This is a genomic window from Thioalkalivibrio sp. ALJT (genome assembly GCF_000381825.1).
Classification (GTDB): Bacteria; Pseudomonadota; Gammaproteobacteria; order Ectothiorhodospirales; family Ectothiorhodospiraceae; genus Thioalkalivibrio.
On record NZ_KB907126.1, the window covers coordinates 1 to 25,002 of the forward strand.

Below are 25,002 nucleotides of genomic sequence, written 5' to 3' on the forward strand. Positions count from 1 at the left end.
GCTCAAAACGCCTTCGCCATTTGGAAACCGTTTGCACCGACACCTGGTGCCGGGCCGCGATGTCTCGCCCGGAAAGGCCCTCGGAACTGTCCAGAATCAGCTCCGCGCGTTGCTTTTCGGCCGCTGGCGTTTTGCGGCGCCGCACCCACTGCTGCAACTCGGCACGCTCAGCATCCGACAGGTCCAGCTTGATCGGTTTGCGACCACGTTGAGCCATAACGCCCCCTCTCAAATGGAGATCAACCCATGGCCTATATTGTATAACGAACTAATGTTAAAGCACACTAGGGAGACGCTGATTTAATCGCACGTCCGCGTTGGTGCCCCCTGTTTTCCGAGGCAAGGCACGTCGTGCAGCGGGTAGTGGTTCTACCCGCAAGCGGCGCAACGCAGGATCGGGCCATATGTATTCAGAATCGGGGGGGGCACCAACCCCACAAGCTATTGAAAGCAGAGGCTCAGCCGCTTTTGCATGTGCACGGCGTTGCGGCTCCCTTGTGCAGAATGACTGCACCGCAGTCACCGCGCCTTGTTCGCACGCAAAAGCGACTCGAGCGCGGACGTGCGATTAAAGCAGCGTCTCCCTAGCGCACCGAGTCGAAAACACGGATCACCTCCCGCATCACTGCGGGAATGTGCGGCAGGGCGGACTCGATCATCACATGGGGGATCCCGTGCAGGGGTTCCGCCACGCTGCCCGCAATGGCTGCCAGCGTGTCTGCATCCCCGCCCATGGACACGGCATTGCGCAAGGCATCCTCAAAATCCTCGGATTCCAATGCGCAAACGATGGCCGGTGGAACCGTCCCGGGCGCGGTCTCGTTGTACTCGTGAACCGAACGGAACCCATCCACGCTCGGGCTGAGATCGTAGCCGTACGCAGATTCCAGTGCCGCCCGAATCCCGGCCGCATCCACGCCTTGCCGAGCAAGCCACACGCCATGCGCCGTCGCCAGCGCACCCTTGAGCCCTTCGGGATGATCGTGACTGACCTCGGTGACCTTCCGGGCCCACTCAAGGCACTCATCAAGCGAATGTGTCAGCCATGCGACAGGCGACACCCGCATCGCGCCTCCGTTGCCGAAACTTCCATAGGGGGCCTGAACGGTTGGCGCCGCGAGCCAGCCAAAGAACTTCTTGCCATATCCACCCAGGTGAGGGGCCGGCCGAACCTTCCGGGCCCACTCCCGCATCGTTTCGGCCGGATCCTTGTCGTGCAACAGGGCGTCGGCTACCGCGACCGTCATGATGCTGTCGTCGGTAACCCCGTTGCGGTCATTGAACAGCGGGAAGTCCTTCGTGGTGATGCGCCGAAACTCCCAGGGAGCCCCCACCATGTCACCAATAATAGCTCCGAGCATTCGGCCATCTCCTGTCACAAGCCTGGTGCAGCGGGGATATCGACTGAGCGGGGCGGGCGAACTCAACCGTGCTGGTCACGCCACAACGCCTCGGGACCGATCACCGACTCCTCGCCGGATCCGCGCCAGCGTCTGATCGGCCTGGTCGATGCCCTCAAGGTGGCGTTCGGCACCAGCCTCGGCGCGGGCTGGCCCTGCCGCTCATCGACAGACAACCCCGCACCTCGGTCACGGCCATGAGATGCGCGTTCGCGTTCGCATCCGCCTTGGGCAGGCGGCCCGTCACCCTGGTGCGTTTCATGTTCCACGGCGACGCCCTCAGGTCATGCGGCGTGTTCAGGGGCAGTGTACGCAAGGAGGCACGCTGTTTGCGCGCGCAAACAGCGTGCCTCCCGGCAGACGCCGGGCATCCAATGGGCACTGCGCAACGCCCCGTCAGGGCGCAACGAGTGCCATGCGCCTTTGCAGCTCGACGGCGTTTTCGGATGCAATTCTGCGAAACGCGGCACTGATGCGGGTGTCATCCGCCACGGTTTGCCAGTACCCGATCGCGGCGTGACAAGTGGTGACCCACACGCCATGCTCACGAGGCAATGGCAGGGCAGGCTCAAACGTTACCCGCGGCAGCTCACCACCCGGGAACGGCGCGTACGCCATCGGGAGCATGTCGTAGATCGGGCACAGGACAAGCCGGCCGCCCTCCGGTCGAAAGGCGAGGTTGCCCAGGTGCATGTCGCTATTGGCGATCAGTCGGCCGAACCAGGTGATGTGACGGATGGCTGCAACGACCTCCGGCGCCAGCAGACGCTTGTCGGCGAGCCCCTTGGCGAGGGTGTCCCATGCCGAAGGCGCGTGGCCGAGCAAGGCCGCGTTCACGGTCTCCAGCGTCACCACCGGGCTGCGGCCGAACAGTCCGTGGCGATCGAAGCGCTCGATCTCCAGAAACGTGCGGCCCTGTTGCCGGAGGATCCGGCTGGGCGGACTCTGCACACCGGGCAGTCCCGCGACCGCCTCCAGTGCCAGATGCTCCGCGACCAGCAGATCGGACCAGCGCTGCACGGTCGCGGACTCGTCCGCACCCGAAAACTTCACGATGACGTGGGGACTACGACTGTCCTGCAGATCCCGAAGGGCGGTGAACTTCGGGAACTCACCCGCGGCACTGGAGCCCGCAAGACCCAGCGAGATGGCCTCCTCCGCCGCCTTCACATACATCCCTTCGATTTCATCCGCCCCGAGAATCGGAGGGGGATCCAGGCGGGCCTTCTGCCAGCCCTTGAATGCGGCATCACCAACGACCAGGTTGCCCGGGAGATCGGACCCCACACGACTCAGAACCCAGAGGATATCGTCGTCACTCCAGGCATCCGGATTGGGTGACACCGCGAGGGTGTCTTGCAAGCGATGCGCCAGCTGGCGCCCGAGGTAGCCCTGGGGGCGCATATCGTACAAAGGGTATGGCAGACCGGCCCACCATCCTTCGGGATTCTCGTCGTCATCCTCCAAAGGCCAATCCGAGCCACCGAAGTCGGCATGGCAGCCCTGCGGCTGGATGGGCGACAGCTCCGTGAGCTCGTGCGGCTGGCCGGCTTCATCAATCACACGGATGGGGATGGGCGCGAAGTCGCCTCGCAGCGCTCTGCGCAGAGCGTAGCGAGTGCGCCGGGCCTGCCCGGCCGCAAGCACGGGCTCGGACGTCTCCTGCAGCAGTCGGTGAAGGGTGGGGACCGACAGCTCGAGCTCGCGGGCAAGATCGGCTGCACGTGCCGGGGCGAGTCTGGCAAGCGCCAAGCCAAGCCGCTGATGCGCTGCCTCTCGCTTGCTCCTCATCCGAACCTGCCTATTGAAATGATTATTGAGAAGATACTACCTGATTAAGGATCTGATATATAACCCTTCGATTTCTCTCCCAAGCATTTAGTGAAACGATCCTATGGACGAACCGGGTTCTATCCCTTTTCGGTGGCCCGGCCCACAAAGGCCTCGAACGCCCTTCGACACTCCGCGGGCTCCTCACGCAATCCCATTGCTACAACCACCGACTGTACGTCACCCGTCGCCATCACCCTGAATCGAACAGCCGTCGGCCCCACCACACTGGCTGAGGAAGCTTAGGGAGACGCTGATTCAATCGCAGCTCCGCGTTGGCGCCCCCCAGTTTTTTGAAGACAAACGTTCCGAGACAAGGCGCGTCGTGCAGCGGGTAGTGGTTCTACCCGCCCGTTTCTGATGGATTCGGGGCGCAACGCAGGCTCGGGCCAAATTCATTCAGAATCGGGGGGGCACCAACCCGACAAGCCATTGAAAGCCGGAGCTCGGCCGCCCGTTGTTGATCAAAAACGGGCGCGCGCACAGCGTTGCGGTTCACCTGTAGCAGAGTGACTGCACGGCCGTCACCGCGCATCAAACGCACGCAAAAGCGACTCGAGCGCGGACGCGCGATTCACTCAGCGTCTCCTTAGCCTCGATATCCGGCGCATGCAGCTTCCGGGCGATACGTGTCGACCATCGGCCGACAACCCGGCAGGGCCGGCAGCGCAATCCCCATCGGAGCAACCTCGCGGCGAGGCGCCTTCTTCCCCCCGGACTGACGCTCAATTAGACTGTTTCCAGCATTGCCAGGCCCCACCCCTGAGCCCGGGTTACAAGGATACCTGCCGGTGTCAGATCACAACGCACCCTCAGCAGAAGACCGCCGCTTCTGGCTTCAGGCCATCATCGACAGCAGCAATGTCGGCACCTGGGAGTGGAACGTGCAGACTGGCGAGGTCCGCCTGAACGAACGCTGGGCGGGCATGCTGGGCTATTGCCTGGAGGATCTGCAGCCGGTCTCGATCGACACCTGGCGGGCGCTCGCGCACCCGGAGGATCTGCTCCGCTGCGAGGCCGCGCTTGAGGCGCACTTCCAGGGCGATACGGAGTTCTACCACTGCGATGCGCGCATGCGACACCGCGACGGCTCATGGATCTGGATTCGCGGAAACGGCCGTGTCGTCACGCGCACTCAAGATGGCCTGGCGGAATGGATCGCGGGGTCGCACAACGAGATCACCGACATCCGCAAAACCCGGGCGGATCTTGCGAACGCACTGGTTGAATCGCAGGCGCTCGCGCGGCAACTGGATCTGGTACAGAGCATTGGCCGGCTCGGGTACTGGAGAGGGAGCCTGGTCACCGGCGAGCTGTACTGGTCGGATGTAATCTACGAAATCTTCGGCGTCGACAAGGCCACCTTCACGCCCAGCGTGGAGGCCTTCAAGGCCGCGGTCCACCCGGATGATCTGCCGGCCGTCGAGGCCAGCGAACGCCGCGCCAGCGAGACCGGCCTGCACGATGTGGTGCACCGGATCATCCGACCGGGCGGCGAGATCCGCTGGGTACACGAACTGGCCGACATGCATCCGCGGGGCGATCAGCGCACCTTGCTCGGGACCGTCCGCGATATCACCGAGCAAAAGGAGCTGGAGCTTCGCCTGCGCCGCCTCTCCAACACCGATGCGCTCACCGGCCTGTACAGCCGCCGCTACTTCATGGAGCAACTGGAAAAGGCCTTTGCGGAGTTCCATGCAGCCGGAACGCCGACCAGCGTGGTCATGCTGGACTTTGACCACTTCAAGTCCATCAACGACCGCTACGGCCACGCCGCCGGCGACCTGGTGCTCCAGCTCGGGACGCGCTGCATCACCGAACACATCCGGACCAGTGACGTCCCGGCGCGTCTGGGCGGGGAGGAGTTCGCCGTACTCCTGCCCGAAGCCGATCAGGTCGTCGCCGCCCGCCTGGCCCTGGACATCACCACCGCCATTGCCGACCTCGATCTGAGCGCAACCGGGGCTCGCCTGAGCACCAGCATCACCTGCGGTGTCGCCACGCTCCGGCCGGATGACGACAGCATTAACGATATTATGAAACGCGCGGATCGCGCCCTTTACCGAGGCAAGGCCGCCGGCCGCAACCAGGTCATCAGCGCCGCCTGAGGCCGGCGCAACCATGCACCGGCCCGGGCACTCACTCCGGGCCGCTCACCCCACGCCGGGCAGCGGCTCTTGCCTGCACACAGGTCGGGGTCTAGCGTCTTGCCTTCATCGAGTGATTTCGGATTCTCCTATGCGTCAGTTCTCCCCCGTCGAGCTTCGCGACTACCTGCAGCAAACCGATACCCCGCCGTTACTGCTGGACGTACGCGAGCCATGGGAGTTCCAGCGCTGCCATATCGAAGGTTCACGACTCTTGCCGATGGGCCAGATCCCGAGCGCGACCGGCGAACTCGATCCGGGCATCGAGACCGTCGTGATCTGCCACCATGGCGTGCGCAGTCGGCAGGTTGCCTGGTTCCTGGAGCGCACCGGATTCACCAACGTGATCAACCTGACCGGCGGCATCGATGCCTGGGCGCGAGACGTAGACCCCGCCATGCCCACCTACTGACGAACACCCGTGCCCCGTACCGACCGTCCCCGGCTCTCGATCATCGTGCCGGCCTGGAACGAGGCTCGCCTGCTGCCGCGAACGCTGGACAACCTGCACGCGGTCGCCCAGGCCACCGCCATCGGGTACGAACTGATCGTCGTCGACAATGCCTCGACCGATGCCACCGCGCGCATCGCCGGCGAACATGACGCCCGCGTGGTGACGGAGATGGAACGCCAGATCAGCCGTGCCCGCAATACCGGCGCCCGCGCAGCCAGCGGCGAATGGCTGCTGTTCGTGGATGCCGACACCTGGCCCGACCGCGAGCTGCTGCAGGCGACTGTCGCGGCCCTGGCCGGTGGCGAGGTCTGCGGCGGAGGCACTATGGTCGCGTTCGACAATCTGCGTCACCCGGTCTATCGCGCCGGCGCACGGTCCTGGAACGCCCTGGCCCGGGCTCTCCGGCTCGGGGCTGGCTGTTACCTGTTCTGCACCCGCCGGGCCTTCGCGGCGACCGGCGGCTTCAGCGAGCGCGTGTACGCCGGCGAGGAAGTCTGGCTGTCGCGCGCCCTGCGCCGCTGGGGCCGGCACCACGGCCAGCGCTTCGTGATCCTGGATGTGCCGGTGTGCACCTCCGGGCGCAAGGCCGAATGGTTCGGCCCGTTCCGCCAGGCGGGGCTACTCGTTCAGGTCCTGCTAATGCCATGGACCCTGCGCTCACGACGCGGTTCCTGGTTCTGGTACACCCGCCCCGACAAGCCGGAGTAGAGAATACGATCCGCGCACACACGCGCAGGCCGGACGGCGTGCCGCCCGCCGCCCGGCTTCGGTATACTGCGCGGTCTTTCGTTACGCGCCCTTTATCAGGACCGACCACCGCCATGAACCCCCGCCTCGACCGGCTGCAGCCTTATCCGTTCGAACGCCTGCGCGCGCTGTTCGCGGATCTCGATCAGCCGCAAGGACTGGAACCCATCGCCCTGTCCATCGGCGAGCCGCGTCACTCCCTGCCGGGGTTTGTGGAGCCGGTGCTGCGTACCTCTATCCAGGGTTACAACCACTACCCGAGCACCCGGGGCGAACCCGCGCTGCGCGAGGCCATCGCCACCTGGCTGCAGCGCCGCTTTCGCCTGGATGCGCTGGATGCAGGGCGGGAGGTTCTGCCCGTCAGCGGCACCCGCGAGGCCCTGTTTGCCGTCGCCCAGGCGGTGGTCTCCGATACCCCCGGCGCGCGCGTGCTGATGCCCAACCCGTTCTACCAGATTTACGAGGGGGCGGCCCTGCTCGCCGGAGCCGAACCCTTGTTTTACGATCTCGCGCCGGAAAACGGCTACCTGCCGGATTTCTCGACCATCGAGGCCGCCACCTGGGATGCCGTGCAACTGGTCTACATCTGCAACCCCGGCAATCCGGCAGGGGCCTGCATGTCCGAGACGGCCATGCAGGAACTCATTCGTCTCGCCGACCGGCACAACTTCATTATCGCGGCCGACGAGTGCTACTCCGAGATCTATCACCCCAACGCCGCGCCGCCGGCCGGGCTGCTGGGGGCCGCGGCGCGAATGGGCAACACCGCCTTCGAACGCTGCGTCGTGTTTCACAGCCTGTCCAAGCGCTCCAACCTGCCGGGCCTGCGCTCCGGATTCGTCGCCGGCGATGGCGCGCTACTGGACCGCTTTGCGCTCTACCGCACCTATCACGGCTGCACCCTGCCCCCGCCCAGCCAGGCCGTCAGCCAGGCGGCCTGGGCCGACGAAAGCCACGTCGAGCACAACCGCGCCCTGTACGCAGAGAAGTTCGCGGCGGTTGTGCCCCGCCTCGAGGGCGTGGTGGACGTCAGCATGCCCGCCGCCGGCTTCTATCTCTGGCCACGGGTGCCGGATGGCGACGACGAGGCCTTCGCCCGCCGCCTGTATGCCGAGGCCGGGGTCACCGTGCTGCCCGGGCGTTATCTGTCGCGCACCGATCCGGCCAGCGGACACAACCCCGGCGCCGGTCATGTACGCATGGCCCTGGTGGCCGAACCTGCCGCCTGTATCGAGGCCGCCGAACGCATCGCCGGCCTGTATGAAACCACTACTAATTAATGCCTTAAAAGGGATTCCTGATGTCCGATATCCAGAACACGATCGAAACCGCCTTTGAACACCGCGCCGAGATCAACCCGCGCAACGTGGAGACCAGCGTACGTGACGCCGTGAACGAGGCCATGGCCATGCTCGACAGCGGCCAGGCCCGCGTCGCCGAGAAGAAGGACGGCGACTGGGTGGTCAATGAATGGCTGAAGAAGGCCGTGCTGCTGTCGTTCCGCATCGCCGAGAACGAGTTCATCAAGGGCGGCTTCACCAACTACTACGACAAGGTCCCGTCCAAGTATGCCGACACCTCCAGCCGCGACTTCCGCGAAGGCGGCGTGCGCGTGGTGCCGCCAGCCACCGCGCGCCGCGGCAGCTACATCGCCCCCAACGTGGTGCTGATGCCCTCCTACGTGAACATCGGCGCCTATGTGGACGAGGGCACCATGGTCGACACCTGGGCCACCGTCGGTTCCTGCGCCCAGATCGGCAAGAACGTGCATCTGTCCGGCGGCGTCGGCATCGGCGGCGTGCTGGAGCCGCTGCAGGCCGCCCCGACCATCATCGAGGACAACTGCTTTATCGGCGCACGCTCCGAGGTGGTCGAGGGCGTGATCGTCGAGGAAGGCGCGGTGATCTCCATGGGCGTGTACCTTGGCCAGTCCACCCGCATCTACGACCGCGAGAACGACGAGATCCTGTACGGTCGCGTGCCGGCCGGCGCGGTGGTGGTGCCAGGCAACCTGCCGTCGAAGGACGGCAAGTACTCGCTGTACTGCGCGGTGATCGTGAAGCGCGTGGACGAGAAGACCAAGGCCAAGGTCGGCCTGAACGCCCTGCTGCGCGATGTCTGAGGTCACGCTCTACGGGATCGCCAACTGCGACACCGTGCGCAAGGCACGCCGGGCGCTGGATGCGGCCGGCGTGAATGTGCGCTTCGTGGACCTGCGCAAAGACGGGCTGGACCCGGTGCGTCTGCAGCGCTGGGTCGAGGTCGCGGGCTGGGAGGCCCTGGTGAACCGTCGCGGCACCACCTGGCGCCAACTCCCGGAGGACGAACGCGCGGGCATGGATGAGGGCCGCGCGTTCGCGCTGATGCAGGCGCACCCGACGCTGATCAAGCGCCCGGTCATCGAGCACGGCGCCAACGGGGAGGCACTCGAGGTCGGCTGGAACGCGACCATAGCCGCCCGCCTCGGGGCGGCCTGAGTCCCCGGCGTACGGCTCACCACCGTGTGCACCCCGCATCGCCGCGAACTGATCGCGGGGTCAGGGGTGTACGCGGTCCGGCCCGGCAGATTCGCCGGACTCGCCTGCTGCCTCCTGTGCAGCAGGCGAGTCCGGAGCCTGTCGTAACCAGGCCTCCCGCAATTCGATCTCGCGCCCGCCCGACTCCGGTGCCGGCACATCCGCATAGGGGTCCGGGTCCAGACGTCCGTCATGCCAGGCCCAGAGGAGATACCCGGCGTTCAACAGCGCCAGGATCAGCACGACCCAGCGCATTCAGGAAGCCTCCCAGTGCGCCAGCTCCCACAGGCCATCCAGCACCAGGTTCGGGAAGATCGCCGACTCCGTGCGCATCAGCGGCGCCAGCCAATAGGCATCCCCTCCGGTCAGCCAGCATGCAGGCTGCGGACGGGCACCGGCACCCGCGTGCGCGATCAGACCATCCAGTGCGGCGACCAGCCCCAGCCCCCAGCCCCGCTCCAGGGCCTCGGTACTGTTCAGGCCTGGAGTGGCATCCAGGCCTTCCGGCCATTGCGTGGCCCCGCGTGGGGCAATGCGATCGGACAGGCGCCCCTGCAGGGTCTCCCAGCCCAGCTGCCGTCCGGGAAACAGATAGCCGCCGGCATGGCCGCCGTCCGCCTGCAACATATCCACAGTCACCGCGGTGCCCGCATCCACGACCACGACCGCCCCGCTGGCATGGGCACGGGCCGCGACCAGCGCACAGTAGCGATCCACCCCCAGCTGGTCCGCTGCATAGGCACTATGCAGGCCATGCGGCCCGTCCGCGGCGACACGTACCATGTGCACCGAGGCCGCCACCCCGCTGGCCGCGAGCGCCGCACGAAACGCCCGTTCACGTGCCTCCGGCCCCACACGGGATACCCATACGGCCCTGATTGCGCCCTCCTGCGCCATGGAACCGAGGGCCCGCGCGCAACCCTCCGTCTGCCGGTTCGCCCCGGAACCCACGACTTGTCCGTCAGCCGCACGCACCTGCCACTTCACACGGCTGCTGCCGATATCCACCAGTGCCACGTCAGACATATTCATCGCTCCGTACCGACACTTCTCCGGAATGCAGGAGGCGCACACCTTCGCCGTCGAACTCGACCCGCAAGCACCCACTGTCCGGGTCGATCCCGCGGGCGCAACCCTGGCGACCCTCGTCCAGCACCCGGACGGCGCGGCCGCGAAGGCTGTCCAGACGCGCAAGCTCCGATTCCAGCGGACGGATACCCTGGCGCAGCAGCCCCGGGTGGATCAGACACTGGCGGGCAATGATCTCTGCGGCGATCGCTACCTGCCCCGGAACCGGGGCCATCATCTGTGCGGCCAGATCCGTGACCGCTCGCCCGAGCGACAGTGCGGCGGCGCCTGTGCGGTTCAGGCCAATCCCGACGACCAGCCACCCGGGACGGCCTGGCTGCGGCTGGCGCTGTTCCACCAGGACCCCCCCCAGCTTTGCCGGCCCGACGACCAGGTCATTGGGCCACTTCAGCCGCACGCGGTCCACACCCAACGCCTCCAGGGCCTGAATCACGCCGACCCCAACGCCCACCGGGTAGGCCGACGGCACCGGCCCTGGCGGCAACGGCCAGGCCAGCGACAGCGCCAGCCCCGCCCCGGGCGGTGACTGCCAGACGCGCCCGCGACGACCCCGGCCCGCTGTCTGCTCCAGCGCCATACAGACCCGCGCCGGGCCACCCACAGCGCCACAGGTATCCAGCAAATAGCGGTTGGTCGAGTCCACCGACTTCACCACCTCCACGCTCGGCGCAATGGCGCCGGTACCGGCCAGCAGGCGCTCCAAATACGCCTTCAGCCGCGCACTTTCCGCCGCCATAATGCACACTGTGGAAGGGTTCTCGCTCATCGGGATCGGTACTGGGCTCGTGCGAGTCAGGGGGGCAGGATTGAACGCAAGGCAACATGGTAAGCATTCCGCCGGTCGCATGCTGCGATTGACCGCGGTGCTCGCAGGAATGCTGCTGGCGATCCCGGCAAGCGCCGAGCTTTACACCTACCGGGATGCATCGGGTGCACGGGTCCTGACGGACGAACGCCCGCAGGGACAGCCCTACGAGACCATCCGCTCGTCCGGTACGGGCACTTCCGCCGCGTCCGGCCCAACTCAGGACAACTGGTCGCGCAGTGAGATGTTCGTGTTCGAGGGCCCCGGAGGCGAGCGCCTGCTCACCAACCAGCGGCAGCAGGACGCGGGCATGGAACTGATCGCGACCTTCGGCCGCCCTACCGCCCGCGTCCAGTGCGGCAACCGCGCGCACCGGGCGCTCGCCAGTGGCGGCGGCGAATTCGCCGAACTCATTCATCACGCGGCGGCCCGGCAGGGCCTGGACCCGACCCTGGTCCAGGCCGTGATCCATGTCGAGTCCTGTTTCGATCCACAGGCGGTTTCAAGCGTTGGCGCCCATGGCCTCATGCAGTTGATGCCGGCCACGGCTGCGGAGCTGGGGGTATCCGACCGCTTTGATCCGGCACAGAACATCGACGGCGGAACGCGCTATCTCGTGGCCATGCTCGAGCGTTTCGACGGCGATCTGGATCTGGCCCTGGCGGCGTACAATGCGGGGCCGGGGGCAGTGGAACGCCACGGTGGCATCCCGCCGTTCCGCGAGACGCAGGCCTACGTCCAGCGGGTTCGCGCGCAATACGGCGGGGGCAACGGACGTCCCGACTGAGCCTGTCCGTATGCCAGGAAAAGCCAGCACCCAGGTTGCGAAACTCCCGGGGGATTCCCTGCGTCAGCGACCCTGCGGCTTCTCCCGGCCACAGTTCCAGCACTGGGTAAACTGGGGTTCAATCACCTCGCCACAGTGCGCACACTTCCAGTCACGGCCGTCATGTTTCGGCTCGCCTTCGAAGTATTCCAGGATGATCGCCCGCGCCTCTTCCGCCTGCTCCTCGTGCACCACCATGATCCGGGCCCAGGTCTCGGTCGGCGGGACTTCCCCGGCGGCACTGTACAGCCCGGCCTGATTGGCGTAGGCCGGGATCCCGGCCTCCCGCAACAGGTTCTCGACAAATCCGGCCATGACCGGATCGGCGGCGGAGTAAACGGTCCTCATGGGCAGGACCGTAGCATGCCGTTGGGCGTGCTGCAGCCACCATGACGCACCGGCACCGGAGTGTTACTGGACGGTGCCCTGATTGGCCGCCTGGAAGTATTCCATCGCCTTCTGGATGGCGAAGAACGGCGCCTCGTCCAGCGCTTCCCGCGTGTGCGGCAGGTTGATGTCCGCATGGTACTTGCGCATCGCCAGTACATGGATGGGCAGCTCACGAGCGAACATCGGGTTCTCGAAATTGAAGTACTGCCCGAGCCCCAGCACCAGCGCCTTGCGCTCTGCGGCGTCCAGATCATCCGGCGTTACATGCACGTCCGGGAGCTGCCCGGCCTGACCGTCCACGCTCACCACCACCTGGCGATCGGCCGGGTTCAAAGCAGGCACGGCATCGCCGTTCACCAGCTCCAGTTCCTCGGACAGATCAAGGTAGCCCTTCGCGAGAATATGACCATGCGGCTGGAATACCTTGCTGGACATGTTCACCGCCCACAGCTCCAGGGCCTCTTTCAGCTCCTGCGCCGCCTGAACCTCGCCCAGTGCGAACAATTGCTGGGCGTAGAGGATGTCCCATACCCAGACCTGCCCGTATTCGGGCAACTCGCCTGCGGCCTCCACCGAAACCTTGCGCAGGTCCGGCTGCGAGGGATCAGGAGCATGCAGTGTCAGGGTAAACTCGGCCAAGGGGCTTCTCCGAAAGGCAACTAAAGGTGCTGCGTGGATATATCCGACAAGTATAACGGCAGGGGCCTCGGCTCCGCAGTTCAGCCACCCGTGCCGGGGCCTTCGGGTACCGCCCAACCACCAGCTCCATTCATAAAACTGACATAATGACGCCATACACTCGCGGACCCACTTCTGCCGTGAGTCGTGCATGCCGGATGCCGACATGAGCCAACCCGAACTGTTCCTGAATCGCGAACTGTCCCTGCTGGAGTTCAACCGCCGGGTGCTCGCCCTCGCCCAGGACCCGAGCTTTCCGCTGCTCGAGCGGCTGCGCTACCTGAGCATTTCCTCCACCAACCTGGACGAATTCTTTGAAGTCCGGGTGGGCTCGCTGCGCCAGCAGGTCGAGCTGAACGTGCAGGCCCCGGGCCCCGACGGCCTCTCGGCCGCCGAACAGCTGCGCCAGATTGCCCCGCGCGCGCACGAACTGGTCGCCGATCAGTACCGCACGCTCAACGACGAGCTGATTCCCGCCCTCGCGGCCGAGGGCATCCATTTTGTGCGCCGCACACACTGGGATGCCGCCCAGCGCGACTGGGTGCGGCAGTACTTCCACGAGCAGCTGCAACCGGTACTCAGCCCGATCGGGCTGGACCCCGCGCATCCGTTCCCGCGCATCCTGAACAAGAGCCTGAACTTCATCGTCACATTACAGGGCAAGGACGCCTTCGGTCGCGAATCCGGCCGCGCCGTTGTCCAGGCCCCGCGCTCCCTGCCGCGCCTCGTACGCCTGCCGCCCGCGGTTGCCGGCGGCGACAACCACTTCGTGCTGCTGTCCTCCATCCTGCACGCCCACGTGGACGAATTGTTCAAGGGCATGAAGGTCACCGGCTGTTATCAATTCCGGCTGACGCGCAACTCCGACCTGTTCGTGCAGGAGGAGGAGATCGACGACCTGCTGAATGCCCTGGAGGGCGAGCTGCCGCAGCGCAACTACGGCGCGGGTGTACGCCTCGAGGTCGCGGACAACTGCCCGCAGGAGGCCGCCGCATTCCTGTTGCAGCAGTTCAACCTGTCACCCGAAGACCTCTATCAGGTCACCGGCCTGGTCAACCTGAACCGGCTGATGGCGGTACACGATCTGGTGGACCGGCCGGATCTCAAGTTCCCGCCGCTGGTACCTGCATTGCCGCGCCACGACGCGACCGGCTCCGGCATCTTCGCCTGCATTCGCGAGCAGGAGCTGCTGCTGCACCACCCGTATCAGTCATTCATGCCGGTGGTGGAATTCCTGCGCCAGGCCGCGGCCGACCCGCGAGTGCTGGCCATCAAGCAGACGCTCTACCGCACCGGAACCCGATCGCCACTGGTGGAGACCCTGATCGCGGCCGCCCAGGCCGGCAAGGAAGTCACCGTGGTCATCGAGCTGCGTGCCCGCTTCGACGAGGCGGACAACATCGAACTGGCCAACCGCATGCAGGATGCCGGGGTCCACGTCACTTACGGCGTGGTGGGGTACAAGACCCATGCCAAGCTGGCGCTGGTCGTGCGCCGCGATGGCGATCACATTACCCGCTACGCCCATCTGGGCACGGGCAACTACCATTCCGGTACCGCCAAGGCCTACACGGATCTCGGCCTGCTGACCGCAGACCCGGTCCTCACCGAGGATGTCCACCGCGTATTCCAGCAACTGACCGGCCTGGGCAAGGTCTCCCGGCTGCGCGCGCTGCTGCAGGCGCCGTTCCGCCTGCACGACGCAATGGTGGAAAAGATCGACCGCGAGATCGAAAACGCCCGCGCCGGGCGCCCCGCACGCATCGTCGCGCGCATGAATTCGCTCAACGAGGCCCTCATCATCCAGGCCCTGTACCGGGCTTCTCAGGCCGGGGTCCCGATCCAGCTGATCGTGCGCGGGATCTGCAGCCTGCGCCCCGGCGTGCCCGGCATCTCGGAAACCATCGAGGTCCGCTCGGTGCTCGGCCGCTTTCTGGAACACTCGCGCGTGTTCTACTTCGAGAACGCCGGCGAACCCGAGGTCTTCATCTCCAGCGCCGACTGGATGCCGCGCAACTTCTTCCGTCGCGTCGAGGTCGCCTCTCCCGTTCGCGACCCCGAACTGCGCGACCGCGTGGCCGAGGAATCCCTGTTCAACTACCTGCGTGACACCGCCACCGCCTGGTCCCTGCAGCCGGACGGCAGCTACACCCGCATTCGACCCGCCGACGACCAGGCACCCTACTCCGCACAGGAGGCCCTCACAACCGCTCTGGCGGGGTCTACCGCCGGCTGACGCGACACCCATGGCCGGGCGCGGGGGCCCCGGCCCCGCGCTTGACCCTATCCTTCGGACAACCGAACCTGAAAGTCACAAACTCCTTACAGGCACGCGCATCCGGACCCCCTATGAAGATCCTGATACTGGAAGACGAAGCACTCATGGCGGATCTTCTCGAGACACTCGTTCGTGGCCTTTATCCCGATTCCGACATTTTCCAGGCGAGTTCCATCACCGAGGCGCTGCAGCTCTGGGACGAGACGCACCACGATCTGGTGCTGTCGGACCTGTCACTGCCCGACGGCAATGGGCTGGACTTCCTGCGACGGGCGGCCATCGATGGCCGCGTCACGCCCATTGTCATCATTACCGCGCACCCGGACCGTAACAGCGTCCAGCGTGCCGCTCGCTACGGCGTACGGGGTTTTATTTCCAAGCCCTTCGAAGCGGAACTGGTGCAGGACCGCCTGCAACAGATACTGGCCGGGGGAACCGCTACCGAGCCGCTATCCGAACAAAATGGGGACGGCGCGGAGATTCCCGCCCTGGAGGAAGCCCTGCATCTGGCCGAATCCGGGAACCTGAGGCTGCCTACACCGGTCGATCTCGACGCACTGCGGGAACTGAGGGAGCGAGCCGACACACTCCCCCTGTCCGAACTGGAGAAGGCCTGGCAGGACATTCCGTCCCTGGTCACGCGCCTGATCGATGCATCCAACGGCAGTGCACTGCGGCGAACCGACACCCCCAATAGCTCGCTACGCGAGGCCCTGCAGGTTCTGGGCATCCCCACCGCCCTGAATCTGGCAATGGCCATGGCCCTCGATCTCACCACCACACTTCAGGACCCCACCCTCCAGACCCGCGCCCGGCATTACCAGGAACAGAGCGAACGCGTGGCTCACCAGGCTGCGGCCCTGGGTCGCAGCCTGCGGGCGGACGCCAGCCTTTGCTTCACCGCCGGATTGATGCACCGCCTGGGCGAGCTAGCGGTCATCGCCACCGCACAGCGCTGCATCCTTAAGGGCGGCACCCTCGACCCAGCCGCCCTGGATACCGCGCTCGCTGGGGCCTGGCCCGCTCGAATGGCCGTGGCACTGAAGTCGCGTCTGCGCCTTTCTCTCCCGTTGAAGCAGATGATTGGGGCAGCCCACGGCTTCGGTCTGGGCAGCGGCCAAATCTATCTGCCGATCATGCGCACTGCCTTTTTGCTGACCAATGGGGAAGCGGACTCCGCTGAATGCCAGAAACTTCTGAGGCGCCTTGGTCTGTCAGACTATGACACGACTGGCGAGATACCCGGCCAACAGGTCTCGCCCCAGGGAAACGCCAATCAGTGAACAAGCTCGCGTCCGGCACCCAGGGCATCCGGGGCAGGACGCTCCCACAGCGAGTAGCGCATCAACCCCTTCCTTGCAGGACTCGGGGCGCAACACCGGGTCAGTGAATCTGGAGTACCACTCCCGCACGTGACTGAAGACAGAGAGGCAGCCGCGTGATTGAAAGCGGGGCTCGGCCGCCCGTTTTTGATCAAAAACGGGCGCGCGCACAGCGTTGCGGTTCACCTGTAGCAGAATGACTGCACGGCCGTCACCGCGCATTAAACGCACGCAAAAGCGACTCGAGCGCGGACGTGCGATTCAATCAGCGTCTCCTTAAGGGAGAGAGGCTTACTGGAATCCCCTCCCGGCCAGAAGCCCCCGACAATCGCCGCAGACCAAGCGATAATTCCTGTCGACCGTCAGGCGAACTCGAGCTGCAGTGCATGGCGGGCCCATTCCTCGCGCTCGGCATCGAGGTCGGCCCGAGTCAGGGTATGGGCATCCAGCCACCCTGTCGCGAAGCGCAGCGTGAGCCCGTCCACGGTCGCCTCGATACGCTCCAGCGGCACTGGATCCGGCGCCCGCGAGCGATGCAGCAGCACGGCCAGGCGCAACAGCACCGCCATATACCGGAAGGTTCCCGCACGATCCTCTCGCACACCGCTCAGCAGCTTGGGTTTCAGGCTCCGCCGGTGCAGCCGCACCAGCAGCGCAAGCTCCGCCTGCTCCGGCTGCGAAAACCCGGGCAGGTCAGCCCACCTGAGGATGTATTCGCCGTGCTTGTGGTACTTGCTGTGGGCCAGGGCGAGGCCGATCTCGTGCAGCTCGGCGGCCCAGTCCAGGCGCTCGGCGTCGTCCTCGTCCAGCCCCCAGGCGGCGCGTACCGCCGTCACCAGGCGTGCCAGCGTGGCCTGGACGCGCTCGGCCTGGGCCGCGTCCACCGCAAAGCGCCGGCGCAGATGATGAATGGTACGCCCGCGCACGTCCTCGTGCCGGAAGCGCCCCAGCAGGTCATGCACCACGCCCTCGCGCAGCGCCCCGTCGGAGGGATGCAGGCGCTCGATGCCCAGCGCCTCGAACGCCCCCAGCAGCACCGCCAGTCCGCCCGCGATGACCGGCGCCCGCTCCGCCACCAGGCCGGGAAACTCCAGCCCGTCGATCGAGCCCTGCTCGATCAGTGCGTCCCGCAGACGCTCGAGGGCCCTCCGGTCCATGCCCGGCGCCGGGTCCAGGCCCGACTCCTGCACCATGCGATCCAGCGCAAGGATCGTGCCCGAGGCCCCGAGCGCCTGATCCCAGCCCGCCGCCCGGTAGGCGCTGGCAATCGGCTGCAGCTCCTGCTCCGCCCGCAGCCGGGCGGCATCGAAGGCCTTGCGACTCAGCTTGCCGTCGGCAAAGAAGCGTCGGGTAAAGGTCACGCACCCCATCTCCAGGCTCTCGGCCAGAACCGGCTCGAAGCGTTCCCCGATAATGAACTCGGTGCTCCCGCCGCCGATATCCATCACCAGGCGCCGGCCACTGTCATCCGCCAGCGTGTGGGCCACGCCGAGGTAGATCAGTCGTGCCTCCTCGCGCCCGGCGATGATCTCCACCGGATGCCCGAGCGCCTGTTCTGCCGACCGCAGAAAGGCCCGGCTATCGTGCATCTGGCGCAGCGTGTTGGTTCCAACCACCCGCACATGACCACGCGGCAGTTGACGCAACCGCTGGCCGAAACGATCCAGGCACTCCAAAGCACGCTGGCCGACCTCCGGATCCAGCTGTCCCTGATCGTCGAGGCCGCTGGCGAGCCGCACCATCTCCTTGAGCCGGTCGACCTTCAGGACCTCTCCGTCCTGACGCCGCGCCACGATCATGTGGAAGCTGTTGGACCCGAGGTCAACGGCGGCGACGGTCTCGCTTTGCTGTGCATCCTGCATCTCTAGCGCGCCTCCCGTTCACCCAGGCTTTCCAGTATCTTGCGGGGCAGATGCCACACCAGCGTCATCGGTCCGGACAGCGAACCCGCCAGCCCGCAGGCATCACCCTTGCCCATATGCACCAGAGTCCGCCCCCCGGGCGCGCCCAGCAAACAGCTGGCCAGGAGCGACAGGTCGGGCTCGTGGCCCACAAGCACCAGTCCGCCGTTCGCCGGCAGGTTGCGGGCCAGGGCCTCGACCTCCAGCCCGGCGGGTTGCCCCGGAGCCAGCCATTTCTTCTGCCGCACCGGCACATCCAGTGCCTGGGAAAGGGGGATCGCCGTCTGCCGGGCGCGCAGATAGGGGCTGCACAGGAGCTCCACGGAAACCGGCAGTAGATCGCCCAGCGCCTGGGCCATGCGCACCGCGCTGACCTGCCCCTTCTCGGTCAGCGGGCGGTCACGATCGGCCCCGTCCCAGTCACCGGGATTACCGGCCTGGGCGTGCCGCACCAGCACCAGCCGCGGTTCCCGCATGCCGTTCAGGCCGCCCCGGGCCGCAGCAGGAACAGGGAATACCAGTCCTCGGGCGCCGACCACTCGGCCTCGTGTTCCAACCCGGCCGCCGCCAGCAGACGAGCGACCGCCTCGCGGCTGAACTTGCGCGAGATCTCGGTGCGGATGATCTCGCCGGCCGCAATCTCCAGGCGAGCCTCGAGCTCCGAGACCTGTACGACCTGGTCGCGACGCGCCACCAGGTGCATCTCGATCCGCGAATGCTCTTCCACGAAGGGCGCGCGGTGATCGAAACCCTCGGGGTCGAAATCCGCCCCAAGCTCCGTATTCAGGACCGACAGCAGGTTCAGGTTGAACGCCGCGGTGACCCCCGCCGCATCGTTATAGGCCGCTTCCAGCACCGGACGCGGCTTGACCCGGTCCAGACCCAGCAACAGGCGATCCTCCGCATGCATTGTCGCGCGGATCCGGGTCAGCAGGGCGGCGGCCTCTGGGTCCTCGAAGTTGCCCAGACTGCTGCCGAGAAAGGCGAACAGTCGGGGGCCGTCATCGCGCGCGCCCGAGACCTCGCCCAGGTGACCCAGGGCGGCCGCGTAGTCACCGCACAGGCTGTCCACCCGCAGTTGACCGAAGCGCTGCAGGAGTCGCTCGCCCGCCTCGTCCAGGATCTCGCCACATACGTCATTGGCGACGTAATGGGGCGCCGCCACGCGCCGCTCCAGGGCAGCCAGCAGGTATTCGGTCTTGCGCGAGGTGCCGCTGCCCAGCTCGAACAGCGTGCGGGCGCCGGATGCCTCCACGATCGCGTCGGCATGGTGCTCCAGGAGCTCGGCCTCCAGGCGGGTCGGATAGTATTCCGGCGTGTCGCAAATCGCATCGAACAGCTGCGAGCCCCGTGCATCGTAGAAGTACTTGGGCGGCAGCGAACGCGGCGGCTGGAGCATCCCGGCGCGGAACTCGGCCAGCAGTTCGGCGTGGGCATCGCGCTCTTCCACCACGCGACGGCTGTATTGGGGCGAAACGGACACAGCGCTGGCGTTGGCTGACATACGGGCTTCCGTATCTGGAGGGTTTGCGGCACGCTAGCACGAAACTTGTGACGTCCCAACTGTCCCCAGGGAAGCCCGGAACAATGTGCCGACACCTCGCTTATCTGGGTCCCTCGATCACGCTGCGCAGCCTGATCCTGGACCCGCCTCATAATTTGATTGAACAGGCGATCGCGCCCGGCGAACTGGTCTACGCCCGCGTCAACGGCGACGGCTTCGGCTTCGGCTGGTTCGGGGCGACGGGAACGGCGCGCCATTATCGCCGCGCCGACCCGCTCTGGCAGGACCCGAACCTGGAGGACCTGGCCAGCGACATGACCCAGCCCCTGTGGATTGCAGCCATCCGCAGCGCGACGCCGGGCTTCGGCGGCGACACCGTCAACGCCCAGCCCTTCGCCCGGGACGGCCTGCTGTACAGCCACAACGGGCTGATCAATCGGTTTCGACCCGACATCCGACGCCAGATCCAGAACCTCCTCGGCCACGAGGTCGAGTCCACCATCGAAGGCACCACGGACTCGGAACACCTGTTCGCCCTGATCCGGCAATACCTGGCCGATGACGAGAACGCCACCCTGGAGGGCGCCCTGGGCGAAGCGTTTGCGACCATCGCGAGCTGGCTGGGAGAGGACACCGCCTTGCTGAACGTGATCCTGTCCGACGGGCGCCGCATCATCGCCAGCCGCCACGCGATTAATGCGCCCTGCCCCAGCCTCTACTACACCACCGATGACGAGACGTTCCCCGAGGGCAGTACGATCGTGGCCTCGGAACCGCTGACAGACCGCGAACGCTGGCGCCCGGTCCCGCCGGGGCACCTGCTCATTCTCGACCCGGATGAACCGCCGGAACTCCTGGCACTCTAGGGCCCACTGAGTCTTGTGCACAATCCACCGCTCATGAACGCCATCAATCCGCTTGCGCAGCCCGACGCACCCGACCTGCTGGAGTGCCTGTCCATACAGCACGCCCGCCTGAACGCTGCACTGGAGACCACCCCGAAACATCAGTGGCGCAATCAATACCATCCGGATCTCAGCCCCATGGGCTGGCATTACACCCACTGCCACTTCATCGAGGCCATCTGGCTGCAAGAACGCATCCTCGGTAACGCCCCGCGCGCGCGCCGGGACTGGCACGACCTCTATTTTCCGGAGCTGAGCCCCAAGTGGCGGCGCGGCGGCCGGCTGCCGCCAGCAGAAGACCTCCTCGACTGGGGACAGGCCTGCCAGCACCGACATCTGGATTTGCTGCGCCAGATGCCGGATGTGCGCCGCCACCCGCTGCTTGCGAACGACTACCTGACCGGCTTTCTGGCCCAGCACCATGCCATGCATCTGGAGAGCCTCGAACAGGTGCGCTGGTTCGCACGCCTGCAGCGGCCCGCGACACTGGATACACGCGTACCGAACCCGCAGCCACAACGTCCGAACGAATGGATCGACTTCCCCGGGGGCGAGACCTGGATCGGCAGCGAGGCGATCACGGCTTTCGATAACGAACGCGGCACCCACCGGGTCCACCTCGGGCCGCATGCCGTTTGTGCACAACCGGTCACGAATGCCGAGATGCTGGCATTCATCGAGGCCGGCGGGTACCAGCCGGGCCCCCACTGGGACCCGGAAGCGACCGCCTGGCTGCAAGAGACCGGCATCGCGGCGCCTCTCGGCTGGCGCTGCCTGCCCGACGGCACCCGCGTGCAGACGTTGCCAGATGGCACCCGCCCCCTGGATCCGCAGGCCCCCGTGGTCGGGCTCTCCTGGTACGAGGCCAGCGCCTATGCCCGTTGGCGCGGGGCGCGCCTGCCCCACGAGCACGAATGGGAACGGGCCCGCCAGGCCGGCGCACTACACGACACCGGTGAGGTATGGGAATGGTGCGGCAATACCTTCCACCCGTATCCGGGGTTCCGCCCCTACCCATACGAGGAATACTCCAGCCCGTGGTTTGATGGCCAGCACTATGTCCTGCGTGGTGGCAGCGCATGGAGCGACCCGCTCCTCAAGCGGCCCTCCATGCGCAACTTTTTCACCCCGGACAAACGGCACGTGTTCGCCGGCCTGCGCCTGGCGCGCGACCTGTAGCGCATGCCGGCGTAGCGACTGGTAGCATCCACCATAACCCGCGACAACCGGATTCGGCAGGCCTGTGATCCTGCCTCAGGAGATTCCCGATCATGCACCGAAGAAGCCTTTTTCCCGCCCCCGTACCGGCTCGGTGGATCGCCGCGCTGGTGACCCTGTTGCTGGCGTTTCCCGCATTCGCAATGGCGGACGACAGCGGCACCACGCTTATCCTGACCGGCAAGAGCGAACGCCAGGTCGACAACGACCGCATGACTGTCCTGATGCAGACCGAGGCCCGCGCCCCGGAGGCCGCAGCGGCGGCTGCAGATGTCAATCGCACCATGGAGGCCGCACTGGAACGGGCTGCCACGCTGGATGCCGTCGAGGCACGAACCATCGGCTACTCCACGCGTGCCATCCACGACCCCGACGACCGCAGTCGCATCCGCGCATGGCAGGTTCAGCAAAATCTCGAGCTCACCAGCGGTGATTTTGACGGCCTTGGCAAACTCGTCGGTGTCCTGCAGCAGGAGGCGCTCACCGTCAGCCAGATCCGGTTTTCCCTCAGCACCGGCGCACGCCGGGAACACCGCGAGGCCATGATCGAAGAGGCCATGGCGGACCTCAAGGATCAGGCCCGCGTGCTCGCTCGCACGCTGGGTGCCACCCATCTGCAAACCCTCAAGGTCGAGCTGCCGGATGAACGCCACAGCGGTCCGCAGCCCATCATGGCCATGCGCGCCATGGACGAGTCCGCCAGTGCGCCGGCACTGGAGGCCGGGCATTCCACCCTGCGGCTCAGTCTGCGCGGCCGCCTGCGCGCAGTCGGCGCCGAGACCCTGCGCGGCCGGATCCGAGGCCCGAACTACTGATCATCCGCTCACAGCACCTCGGAAAACGCGGCTATCGATACACGCTCGCATGGCCAGCCCGGGTTTTCCGAGACGGGGCACGGCCCGCAGCGGGTACTACCCACCGGGTTTTGATTTGGCCGGGTTCTGACGCATTCCGCTCTTTGCCGCAGGGCCGCGGGCCGCAACGCGCACAGCGGGCTACTGCATTCAGCGCGCGAGTTCCAGCGCCAGTTCGCCGTCACGCACCTCGATGGCCTCGATGCCGGCACGCAGCTGCTGGAAGGGCTCCAGCCCCAGCAGGTCCTCGTCCTTCAGCCCCCCCAGCCAGGCATCCGGCAGGGGGACTCCGGCGACGCTCACGCCCACCAGACGCGCATGCACCTGCCCGTCTCCGGCCTCGAAACGCACGCCGGAACGTACGTTCAGCACGCGCCCGCCCAGCAGCGGGAACTCCTCAGGCACGTCGATCCGAATCCGGGTACTGACCTGCCCCGGAGTCAGGCGAAGCGCCACCCGCTCGGCCAGGTCCGGGTCCTGCGCGATCAGGGCATTCAGTTCGCGCTCGCTGAACCGTATCCTGCGAGCGTCGGCATGTTCTTCATACAGCTCGGGGACCAGCGGCTCGGCCTCGGCATCGAGATCGATGATCGCGTCGCCCGTTTCGGCATCCGGGCGCGGTGCGGCGTCGCGCGGGCCCAGTGCTCGCAGCTTGGCCTCCAGCTCAGTCTGCTCCTGCACATTCAGCGTGACCGGCTCGGGGGCACCCGACTGCAAGTGAATAATGCCCCAGAATCCGACCCATATCAGCGCCAGAATCAGCAGGATCATCAGGTACCGCGGGGGGCGCCCACTGGAACGGTGCGGGGCGGGCGCAGAGGGATCATTGTTCTTGGCCATGCCAGACTCTCGCAATCAAAAAGGCTTCATGGTCGCACAAAGGCCGCCACCACGAACGCCCGGCCGGAGCCGGCTCAGAGGAAGTCGAACAGGGACAGTCGGTTGACCTGGGTATAGGTCTGCTGAGCGGCCTGCAGGGCCACCTGCTGCTGGTTGAAGCGGCTGATCGCCTCGGCATAGTCGAGATCACGGATCTCGGACACGGCGCTGTTCAAATCCACCAGCCGATCCTCGTTCACATCCCGTTGCTGGTCGAACGCCTGCAGACGGGACCCGACCTCGGCACGGATCGAGTTGAAATTGCGCAGCGCGGCGTCCAGATCGGCGAAGGCGGTATTGCTCGCGGTGGCCAGTTTCGCCCGGGTCGTGCCGCTGGCGCCGCCTTCTTCGAGGGCCCCGATGACGGCATCCAGCGTCTCGAATACACTCTTGTCACGGGCCGGGCGCGACTGTACCTCGTCGCCGACCTCCGGCGTGCCGCTGAGCGTGATCGAACGCCCCTCGAAAGCGATCGCCGCGCCGGGGGCGTAAGGCCCCGAGGCGACTGTCGCACCGCCCTCATCCTCAATCACATATCCAAGCTCACCCCCACCCAGGTCCTCGAACGACAGGGTGTAGGTCTGGTCGTTCAGCGCGGCCGAGTCGCTGACCTCGGTCTTCTCGATCACCAGGCGACTGCCCGGCACCTGGTTCGTGACCTCGGCCCCGACCCGGCCGTCGTTCTCCGGGATGGCCATGAACACCCGCTCCCCGTCATCCCCTACCGGGAGCTTGCGGCTGGGCGAGATCGCGACTTCACGAACACTCCCCGCCCCCGTCGCCCCGTCATAACGCACCGATCCCGCCCCATCCTGCTGGAAAGGCTGCTGGAGGGAACGCGTACCACCAAACAGGTATTCGCCATTCGGGTCTCGGGTATTCGCGATATCCAGCAACCCGTCACGCAACTGCCGCAGCTCCCCTGCGATATAGCTGCGAGTCTCGTCGTTCTGGCTGTCGTTGTTGCCGGCCACCACGAGCTCGCGCGCGCGCTGTAACAGCTCCGTGCCGCCCTGCAGCGCCGACTCCTCCTGCTGGAGCCGCGGCTGGGTGTTATCGATATTGCGCTGGTACTGCTGCGTCGTCTGGATGATGCGTTCGAACTGGTTGACCTGGGTCATCCCGCTCGGGTCATCGGACGGTTTCAGAATGCGTTCGCCCCGTCCCATCTGCAGCGAGGTGCGATTCAGCTCGCTCTGACCACGCTGAATCTGGTCGATTCCAGTCTGGAAGATCTGGGTGGTCGAGATGCGCATGGC

Annotated in this window: 25 protein-coding genes; 12 read left to right on the plus strand and 13 right to left on the minus strand. The window is 66.2% G+C overall.

The genetic code is table 11. The features are described 5' to 3' along the window. The 3 genes from G332_RS12775 to yjjJ all read right to left on the minus strand — a co-directional run. The coding region (locus tag G332_RS12775) for a helix-turn-helix domain-containing protein (protein ID WP_019626425.1) at positions 1 to 217 on the minus strand (217 nt) is incomplete at its 3' end. A gap of 367 nt (positions 218 to 584) precedes the next feature. Next, a complete protein-coding gene (locus G332_RS0107745; protein WP_026340701.1) occupies positions 585 to 1,361 on the minus strand; it encodes an ADP-ribosylglycohydrolase family protein in 777 nt (258 codons plus the stop codon). Positions 1,362 to 1,796: 435 nt separating this feature from the next. Then, positions 1,797 to 3,191 carry a type II toxin-antitoxin system HipA family toxin YjjJ gene (yjjJ, locus tag G332_RS12780; RefSeq protein ID WP_026340702.1) on the minus strand — a complete coding sequence of 465 codons (1,395 nt, stop codon included), beginning with the start codon at positions 3,189 to 3,191 and terminating at the stop codon, positions 1,797 to 1,799. Positions 3,192 to 4,021: 830 nt separating this feature from the next. Between yjjJ and G332_RS0107755 the strand changes: the two genes are divergently transcribed. The 6 genes from G332_RS0107755 (at position 4,022) to G332_RS0107780 (ending at position 9,055) form a co-directional block, all read left to right on the plus strand. Then, positions 4,022 to 5,338, plus strand: coding sequence for a sensor domain-containing diguanylate cyclase (locus G332_RS0107755; protein ID WP_019626429.1), 1,317 nt, complete (start codon positions 4,022 to 4,024; stop codon positions 5,336 to 5,338). 130 nt (positions 5,339 to 5,468) lie between these two features. Further along, positions 5,469 to 5,789 carry a rhodanese-like domain-containing protein gene (locus tag G332_RS0107760; RefSeq protein WP_019626430.1) on the plus strand — a complete coding sequence of 107 codons (321 nt, stop codon included), beginning with the start codon at positions 5,469 to 5,471 and terminating at the stop codon, positions 5,787 to 5,789. Between the two features lie 9 nt (positions 5,790 to 5,798). Then, on the plus strand, positions 5,799 to 6,539 hold the full coding sequence (locus tag G332_RS0107765; RefSeq protein WP_019626431.1) for a glycosyltransferase: 741 nt from the start codon (positions 5,799 to 5,801) through the stop codon (positions 6,537 to 6,539). A gap of 113 nt (positions 6,540 to 6,652) precedes the next feature. Beyond that, entirely contained in the window at positions 6,653 to 7,858 is a 1,206-nt protein-coding gene (dapC, locus tag G332_RS0107770) for a succinyldiaminopimelate transaminase (RefSeq protein ID WP_019626432.1), read from the plus strand. A 20-nt stretch (positions 7,859 to 7,878) separates the two neighbouring features. Beyond that, positions 7,879 to 8,700, plus strand: coding sequence for a 2,3,4,5-tetrahydropyridine-2,6-dicarboxylate N-succinyltransferase (gene dapD, locus G332_RS0107775; protein WP_019626433.1), 822 nt, complete (start codon positions 7,879 to 7,881; stop codon positions 8,698 to 8,700). After that, positions 8,693 to 9,055 (plus strand): arsenate reductase, encoded by a 363-nt coding sequence (locus tag G332_RS0107780; RefSeq protein WP_019626434.1) that lies wholly within the window; start codon positions 8,693 to 8,695, stop codon positions 9,053 to 9,055. Before dapD ends, G332_RS0107780 begins: the two co-directional genes overlap by 8 nt. Before the next feature lie 60 nt (positions 9,056 to 9,115). Here the strand turns inward: G332_RS0107780 and G332_RS0107785 are convergent, their stop codons facing one another. The 3 genes from G332_RS0107785 to G332_RS0107795 are packed head-to-tail and all read right to left on the minus strand — an operon-like array spanning position 9,116 to position 10,919. Continuing rightward, the gene (locus G332_RS0107785) at positions 9,116 to 9,349 is read right to left on the minus strand and encodes a hypothetical protein (protein WP_019626435.1); all 234 of its coding nucleotides are present in this window, start codon (positions 9,347 to 9,349) and stop codon (positions 9,116 to 9,118) included. Next, positions 9,350 to 10,120 (minus strand): type III pantothenate kinase, encoded by a 771-nt coding sequence (locus G332_RS0107790; RefSeq protein ID WP_019626436.1) that lies wholly within the window; start codon positions 10,118 to 10,120, stop codon positions 9,350 to 9,352. Continuing rightward, complete coding sequence (locus G332_RS0107795; protein ID WP_019626437.1) at positions 10,113 to 10,919, minus strand: biotin--[acetyl-CoA-carboxylase] ligase; 807 nt, start codon at positions 10,917 to 10,919, stop codon at positions 10,113 to 10,115. Before G332_RS0107795 ends, G332_RS0107790 begins: the two co-directional genes overlap by 8 nt. 109 nt (positions 10,920 to 11,028) lie before the next feature. On the opposite strand from G332_RS0107795, the gene G332_RS0107800 reads away from it, so the two are divergent. Further along, complete coding sequence (locus G332_RS0107800; RefSeq protein WP_019626438.1) at positions 11,029 to 11,775, plus strand: transglycosylase SLT domain-containing protein; 747 nt, start codon at positions 11,029 to 11,031, stop codon at positions 11,773 to 11,775. A 63-nt stretch (positions 11,776 to 11,838) separates the two neighbouring features. Here G332_RS0107800 and G332_RS0107805 read toward each other — a convergent pair whose 3' ends face one another. Together G332_RS0107805 and G332_RS0107810 are read right to left on the minus strand one after the other, a co-directional pair. Next, positions 11,839 to 12,162, minus strand: coding sequence for a DUF2007 domain-containing protein (locus tag G332_RS0107805; RefSeq protein ID WP_081619783.1), 324 nt, complete (start codon positions 12,160 to 12,162; stop codon positions 11,839 to 11,841). 63 nt (positions 12,163 to 12,225) lie between these two features. Beyond that, positions 12,226 to 12,843: a hypothetical protein gene (locus G332_RS0107810; RefSeq protein ID WP_019626440.1), complete on the minus strand. Its 618-nt coding sequence runs from the start codon at positions 12,841 to 12,843 to the stop codon at positions 12,226 to 12,228. A gap of 190 nt (positions 12,844 to 13,033) precedes the next feature. On the opposite strand from G332_RS0107810, the gene ppk1 reads away from it, so the two are divergent. Further along, positions 13,034 to 15,118, plus strand: coding sequence for a polyphosphate kinase 1 (gene ppk1 / locus G332_RS0107815; protein ID WP_019626441.1), 2,085 nt, complete (start codon positions 13,034 to 13,036; stop codon positions 15,116 to 15,118). Positions 15,119 to 15,231: 113 nt separating this feature from the next. Beyond that, complete coding sequence (locus G332_RS0107820; protein WP_019626442.1) at positions 15,232 to 16,443, plus strand: response regulator; 1,212 nt, start codon at positions 15,232 to 15,234, stop codon at positions 16,441 to 16,443. A gap of 401 nt (positions 16,444 to 16,844) precedes the next feature. On the opposite strand, the gene ppx is transcribed toward G332_RS0107820, so the two are convergent. Genes ppx through egtD form a run of 3 tightly spaced genes read right to left on the minus strand, consistent with a single transcriptional unit; the run spans position 16,845 to position 19,887 of the window. Beyond that, positions 16,845 to 18,344, minus strand: coding sequence for an exopolyphosphatase (ppx, locus tag G332_RS0107825; RefSeq protein ID WP_019626443.1), 1,500 nt, complete (start codon positions 18,342 to 18,344; stop codon positions 16,845 to 16,847). 2 nt (positions 18,345 to 18,346) lie between these two features. After that, positions 18,347 to 18,859 carry a histidine phosphatase family protein gene (locus G332_RS0107830; RefSeq protein WP_019626444.1) on the minus strand — a complete coding sequence of 171 codons (513 nt, stop codon included), beginning with the start codon at positions 18,857 to 18,859 and terminating at the stop codon, positions 18,347 to 18,349. A 5-nt stretch (positions 18,860 to 18,864) separates the two neighbouring features. Beyond that, positions 18,865 to 19,887, minus strand: coding sequence for an L-histidine N(alpha)-methyltransferase (gene egtD / locus G332_RS0107835; protein WP_019626445.1), 1,023 nt, complete (start codon positions 19,885 to 19,887; stop codon positions 18,865 to 18,867). Positions 19,888 to 19,970: 83 nt separating this feature from the next. Between egtD and egtC the strand changes: the two genes are divergently transcribed. The 3 genes from egtC (at position 19,971) to G332_RS0107850 (ending at position 22,825) form a co-directional block, all read left to right on the plus strand. Further along, on the plus strand, positions 19,971 to 20,753 hold the full coding sequence (gene egtC / locus G332_RS0107840) for an ergothioneine biosynthesis protein EgtC (RefSeq protein WP_019626446.1): 783 nt from the start codon (positions 19,971 to 19,973) through the stop codon (positions 20,751 to 20,753). Positions 20,754 to 20,786: 33 nt separating this feature from the next. Further along, positions 20,787 to 21,971 carry an SUMF1/EgtB/PvdO family nonheme iron enzyme gene (locus G332_RS0107845; protein ID WP_019626447.1) on the plus strand — a complete coding sequence of 395 codons (1,185 nt, stop codon included), beginning with the start codon at positions 20,787 to 20,789 and terminating at the stop codon, positions 21,969 to 21,971. Between the two features lie 92 nt (positions 21,972 to 22,063). After that, positions 22,064 to 22,825: an SIMPL domain-containing protein gene (locus G332_RS0107850; protein WP_019626448.1), complete on the plus strand. Its 762-nt coding sequence runs from the start codon at positions 22,064 to 22,066 to the stop codon at positions 22,823 to 22,825. Positions 22,826 to 23,014: 189 nt separating this feature from the next. On the opposite strand, the gene G332_RS0107855 is transcribed toward G332_RS0107850, so the two are convergent. Together G332_RS0107855 and flgL are read right to left on the minus strand one after the other, a co-directional pair. Then, positions 23,015 to 23,704 (minus strand): hypothetical protein, encoded by a 690-nt coding sequence (locus G332_RS0107855; RefSeq protein WP_019626449.1) that lies wholly within the window; start codon positions 23,702 to 23,704, stop codon positions 23,015 to 23,017. Positions 23,705 to 23,778: 74 nt separating this feature from the next. Then, positions 23,779 to 24,999 carry a flagellar hook-associated protein FlgL gene (gene flgL / locus G332_RS0107860; protein ID WP_019626450.1) on the minus strand — a complete coding sequence of 407 codons (1,221 nt, stop codon included), beginning with the start codon at positions 24,997 to 24,999 and terminating at the stop codon, positions 23,779 to 23,781. Positions 25,000 to 25,002 lie beyond the last annotated feature (3 nt).

Excerpts from the sequence above, each read along its gene's own strand:
- G332_RS0107745 (WP_026340701.1), bottom strand. The coding sequence starts at position 1,361 with ATGCTCGGAGCTATTATTGGTGACATGGTGGGGGCTCCCTGGGAGTTT.
- yjjJ (WP_026340702.1), bottom strand. The coding sequence starts at position 3,191 with ATGAGGAGCAAGCGAGAGGCAGCGCATCAGCGGCTTGGCTTGGCGCTT.
- G332_RS0107760 (WP_019626430.1), top strand. The coding sequence starts at position 5,469 with ATGCGTCAGTTCTCCCCCGTCGAGCTTCGCGACTACCTGCAGCAAACC.
- dapC (WP_019626432.1), top strand. The coding sequence starts at position 6,653 with ATGAACCCCCGCCTCGACCGGCTGCAGCCTTATCCGTTCGAACGCCTG.
- dapD (WP_019626433.1), top strand. The coding sequence starts at position 7,879 with ATGTCCGATATCCAGAACACGATCGAAACCGCCTTTGAACACCGCGCC.
- G332_RS0107780 (WP_019626434.1), top strand. The coding sequence starts at position 8,693 with ATGTCTGAGGTCACGCTCTACGGGATCGCCAACTGCGACACCGTGCGC.
- G332_RS0107785 (WP_019626435.1), bottom strand. The coding sequence starts at position 9,349 with ATGCGCTGGGTCGTGCTGATCCTGGCGCTGTTGAACGCCGGGTATCTC.
- G332_RS0107790 (WP_019626436.1), bottom strand. The coding sequence starts at position 10,120 with ATGTCTGACGTGGCACTGGTGGATATCGGCAGCAGCCGTGTGAAGTGG.
- G332_RS0107795 (WP_019626437.1), bottom strand. The coding sequence starts at position 10,919 with ATGGCGGCGGAAAGTGCGCGGCTGAAGGCGTATTTGGAGCGCCTGCTG.
- G332_RS0107800 (WP_019626438.1), top strand. The coding sequence starts at position 11,029 with ATGCTGCGATTGACCGCGGTGCTCGCAGGAATGCTGCTGGCGATCCCG.
- G332_RS0107805 (WP_081619783.1), bottom strand. The coding sequence starts at position 12,162 with ATGAGGACCGTTTACTCCGCCGCCGATCCGGTCATGGCCGGATTTGTC.
- ppk1 (WP_019626441.1), top strand. The coding sequence starts at position 13,034 with ATGCCGGATGCCGACATGAGCCAACCCGAACTGTTCCTGAATCGCGAA.
- G332_RS0107820 (WP_019626442.1), top strand. The coding sequence starts at position 15,232 with ATGAAGATCCTGATACTGGAAGACGAAGCACTCATGGCGGATCTTCTC.
- ppx (WP_019626443.1), bottom strand. The coding sequence starts at position 18,344 with ATGCAGGATGCACAGCAAAGCGAGACCGTCGCCGCCGTTGACCTCGGG.
- G332_RS0107830 (WP_019626444.1), bottom strand. The coding sequence starts at position 18,859 with ATGCGGGAACCGCGGCTGGTGCTGGTGCGGCACGCCCAGGCCGGTAAT.
- egtD (WP_019626445.1), bottom strand. The coding sequence starts at position 19,887 with ATGTCAGCCAACGCCAGCGCTGTGTCCGTTTCGCCCCAATACAGCCGT.
- egtC (WP_019626446.1), top strand. The coding sequence starts at position 19,971 with ATGTGCCGACACCTCGCTTATCTGGGTCCCTCGATCACGCTGCGCAGC.
- G332_RS0107845 (WP_019626447.1), top strand. The coding sequence starts at position 20,787 with ATGAACGCCATCAATCCGCTTGCGCAGCCCGACGCACCCGACCTGCTG.
- G332_RS0107850 (WP_019626448.1), top strand. The coding sequence starts at position 22,064 with ATGCACCGAAGAAGCCTTTTTCCCGCCCCCGTACCGGCTCGGTGGATC.
- G332_RS0107855 (WP_019626449.1), bottom strand. The coding sequence starts at position 23,704 with ATGGCCAAGAACAATGATCCCTCTGCGCCCGCCCCGCACCGTTCCAGT.
- flgL (WP_019626450.1), bottom strand. The coding sequence starts at position 24,999 with ATGCGCATCTCGACCACCCAGATCTTCCAGACTGGAATCGACCAGATT.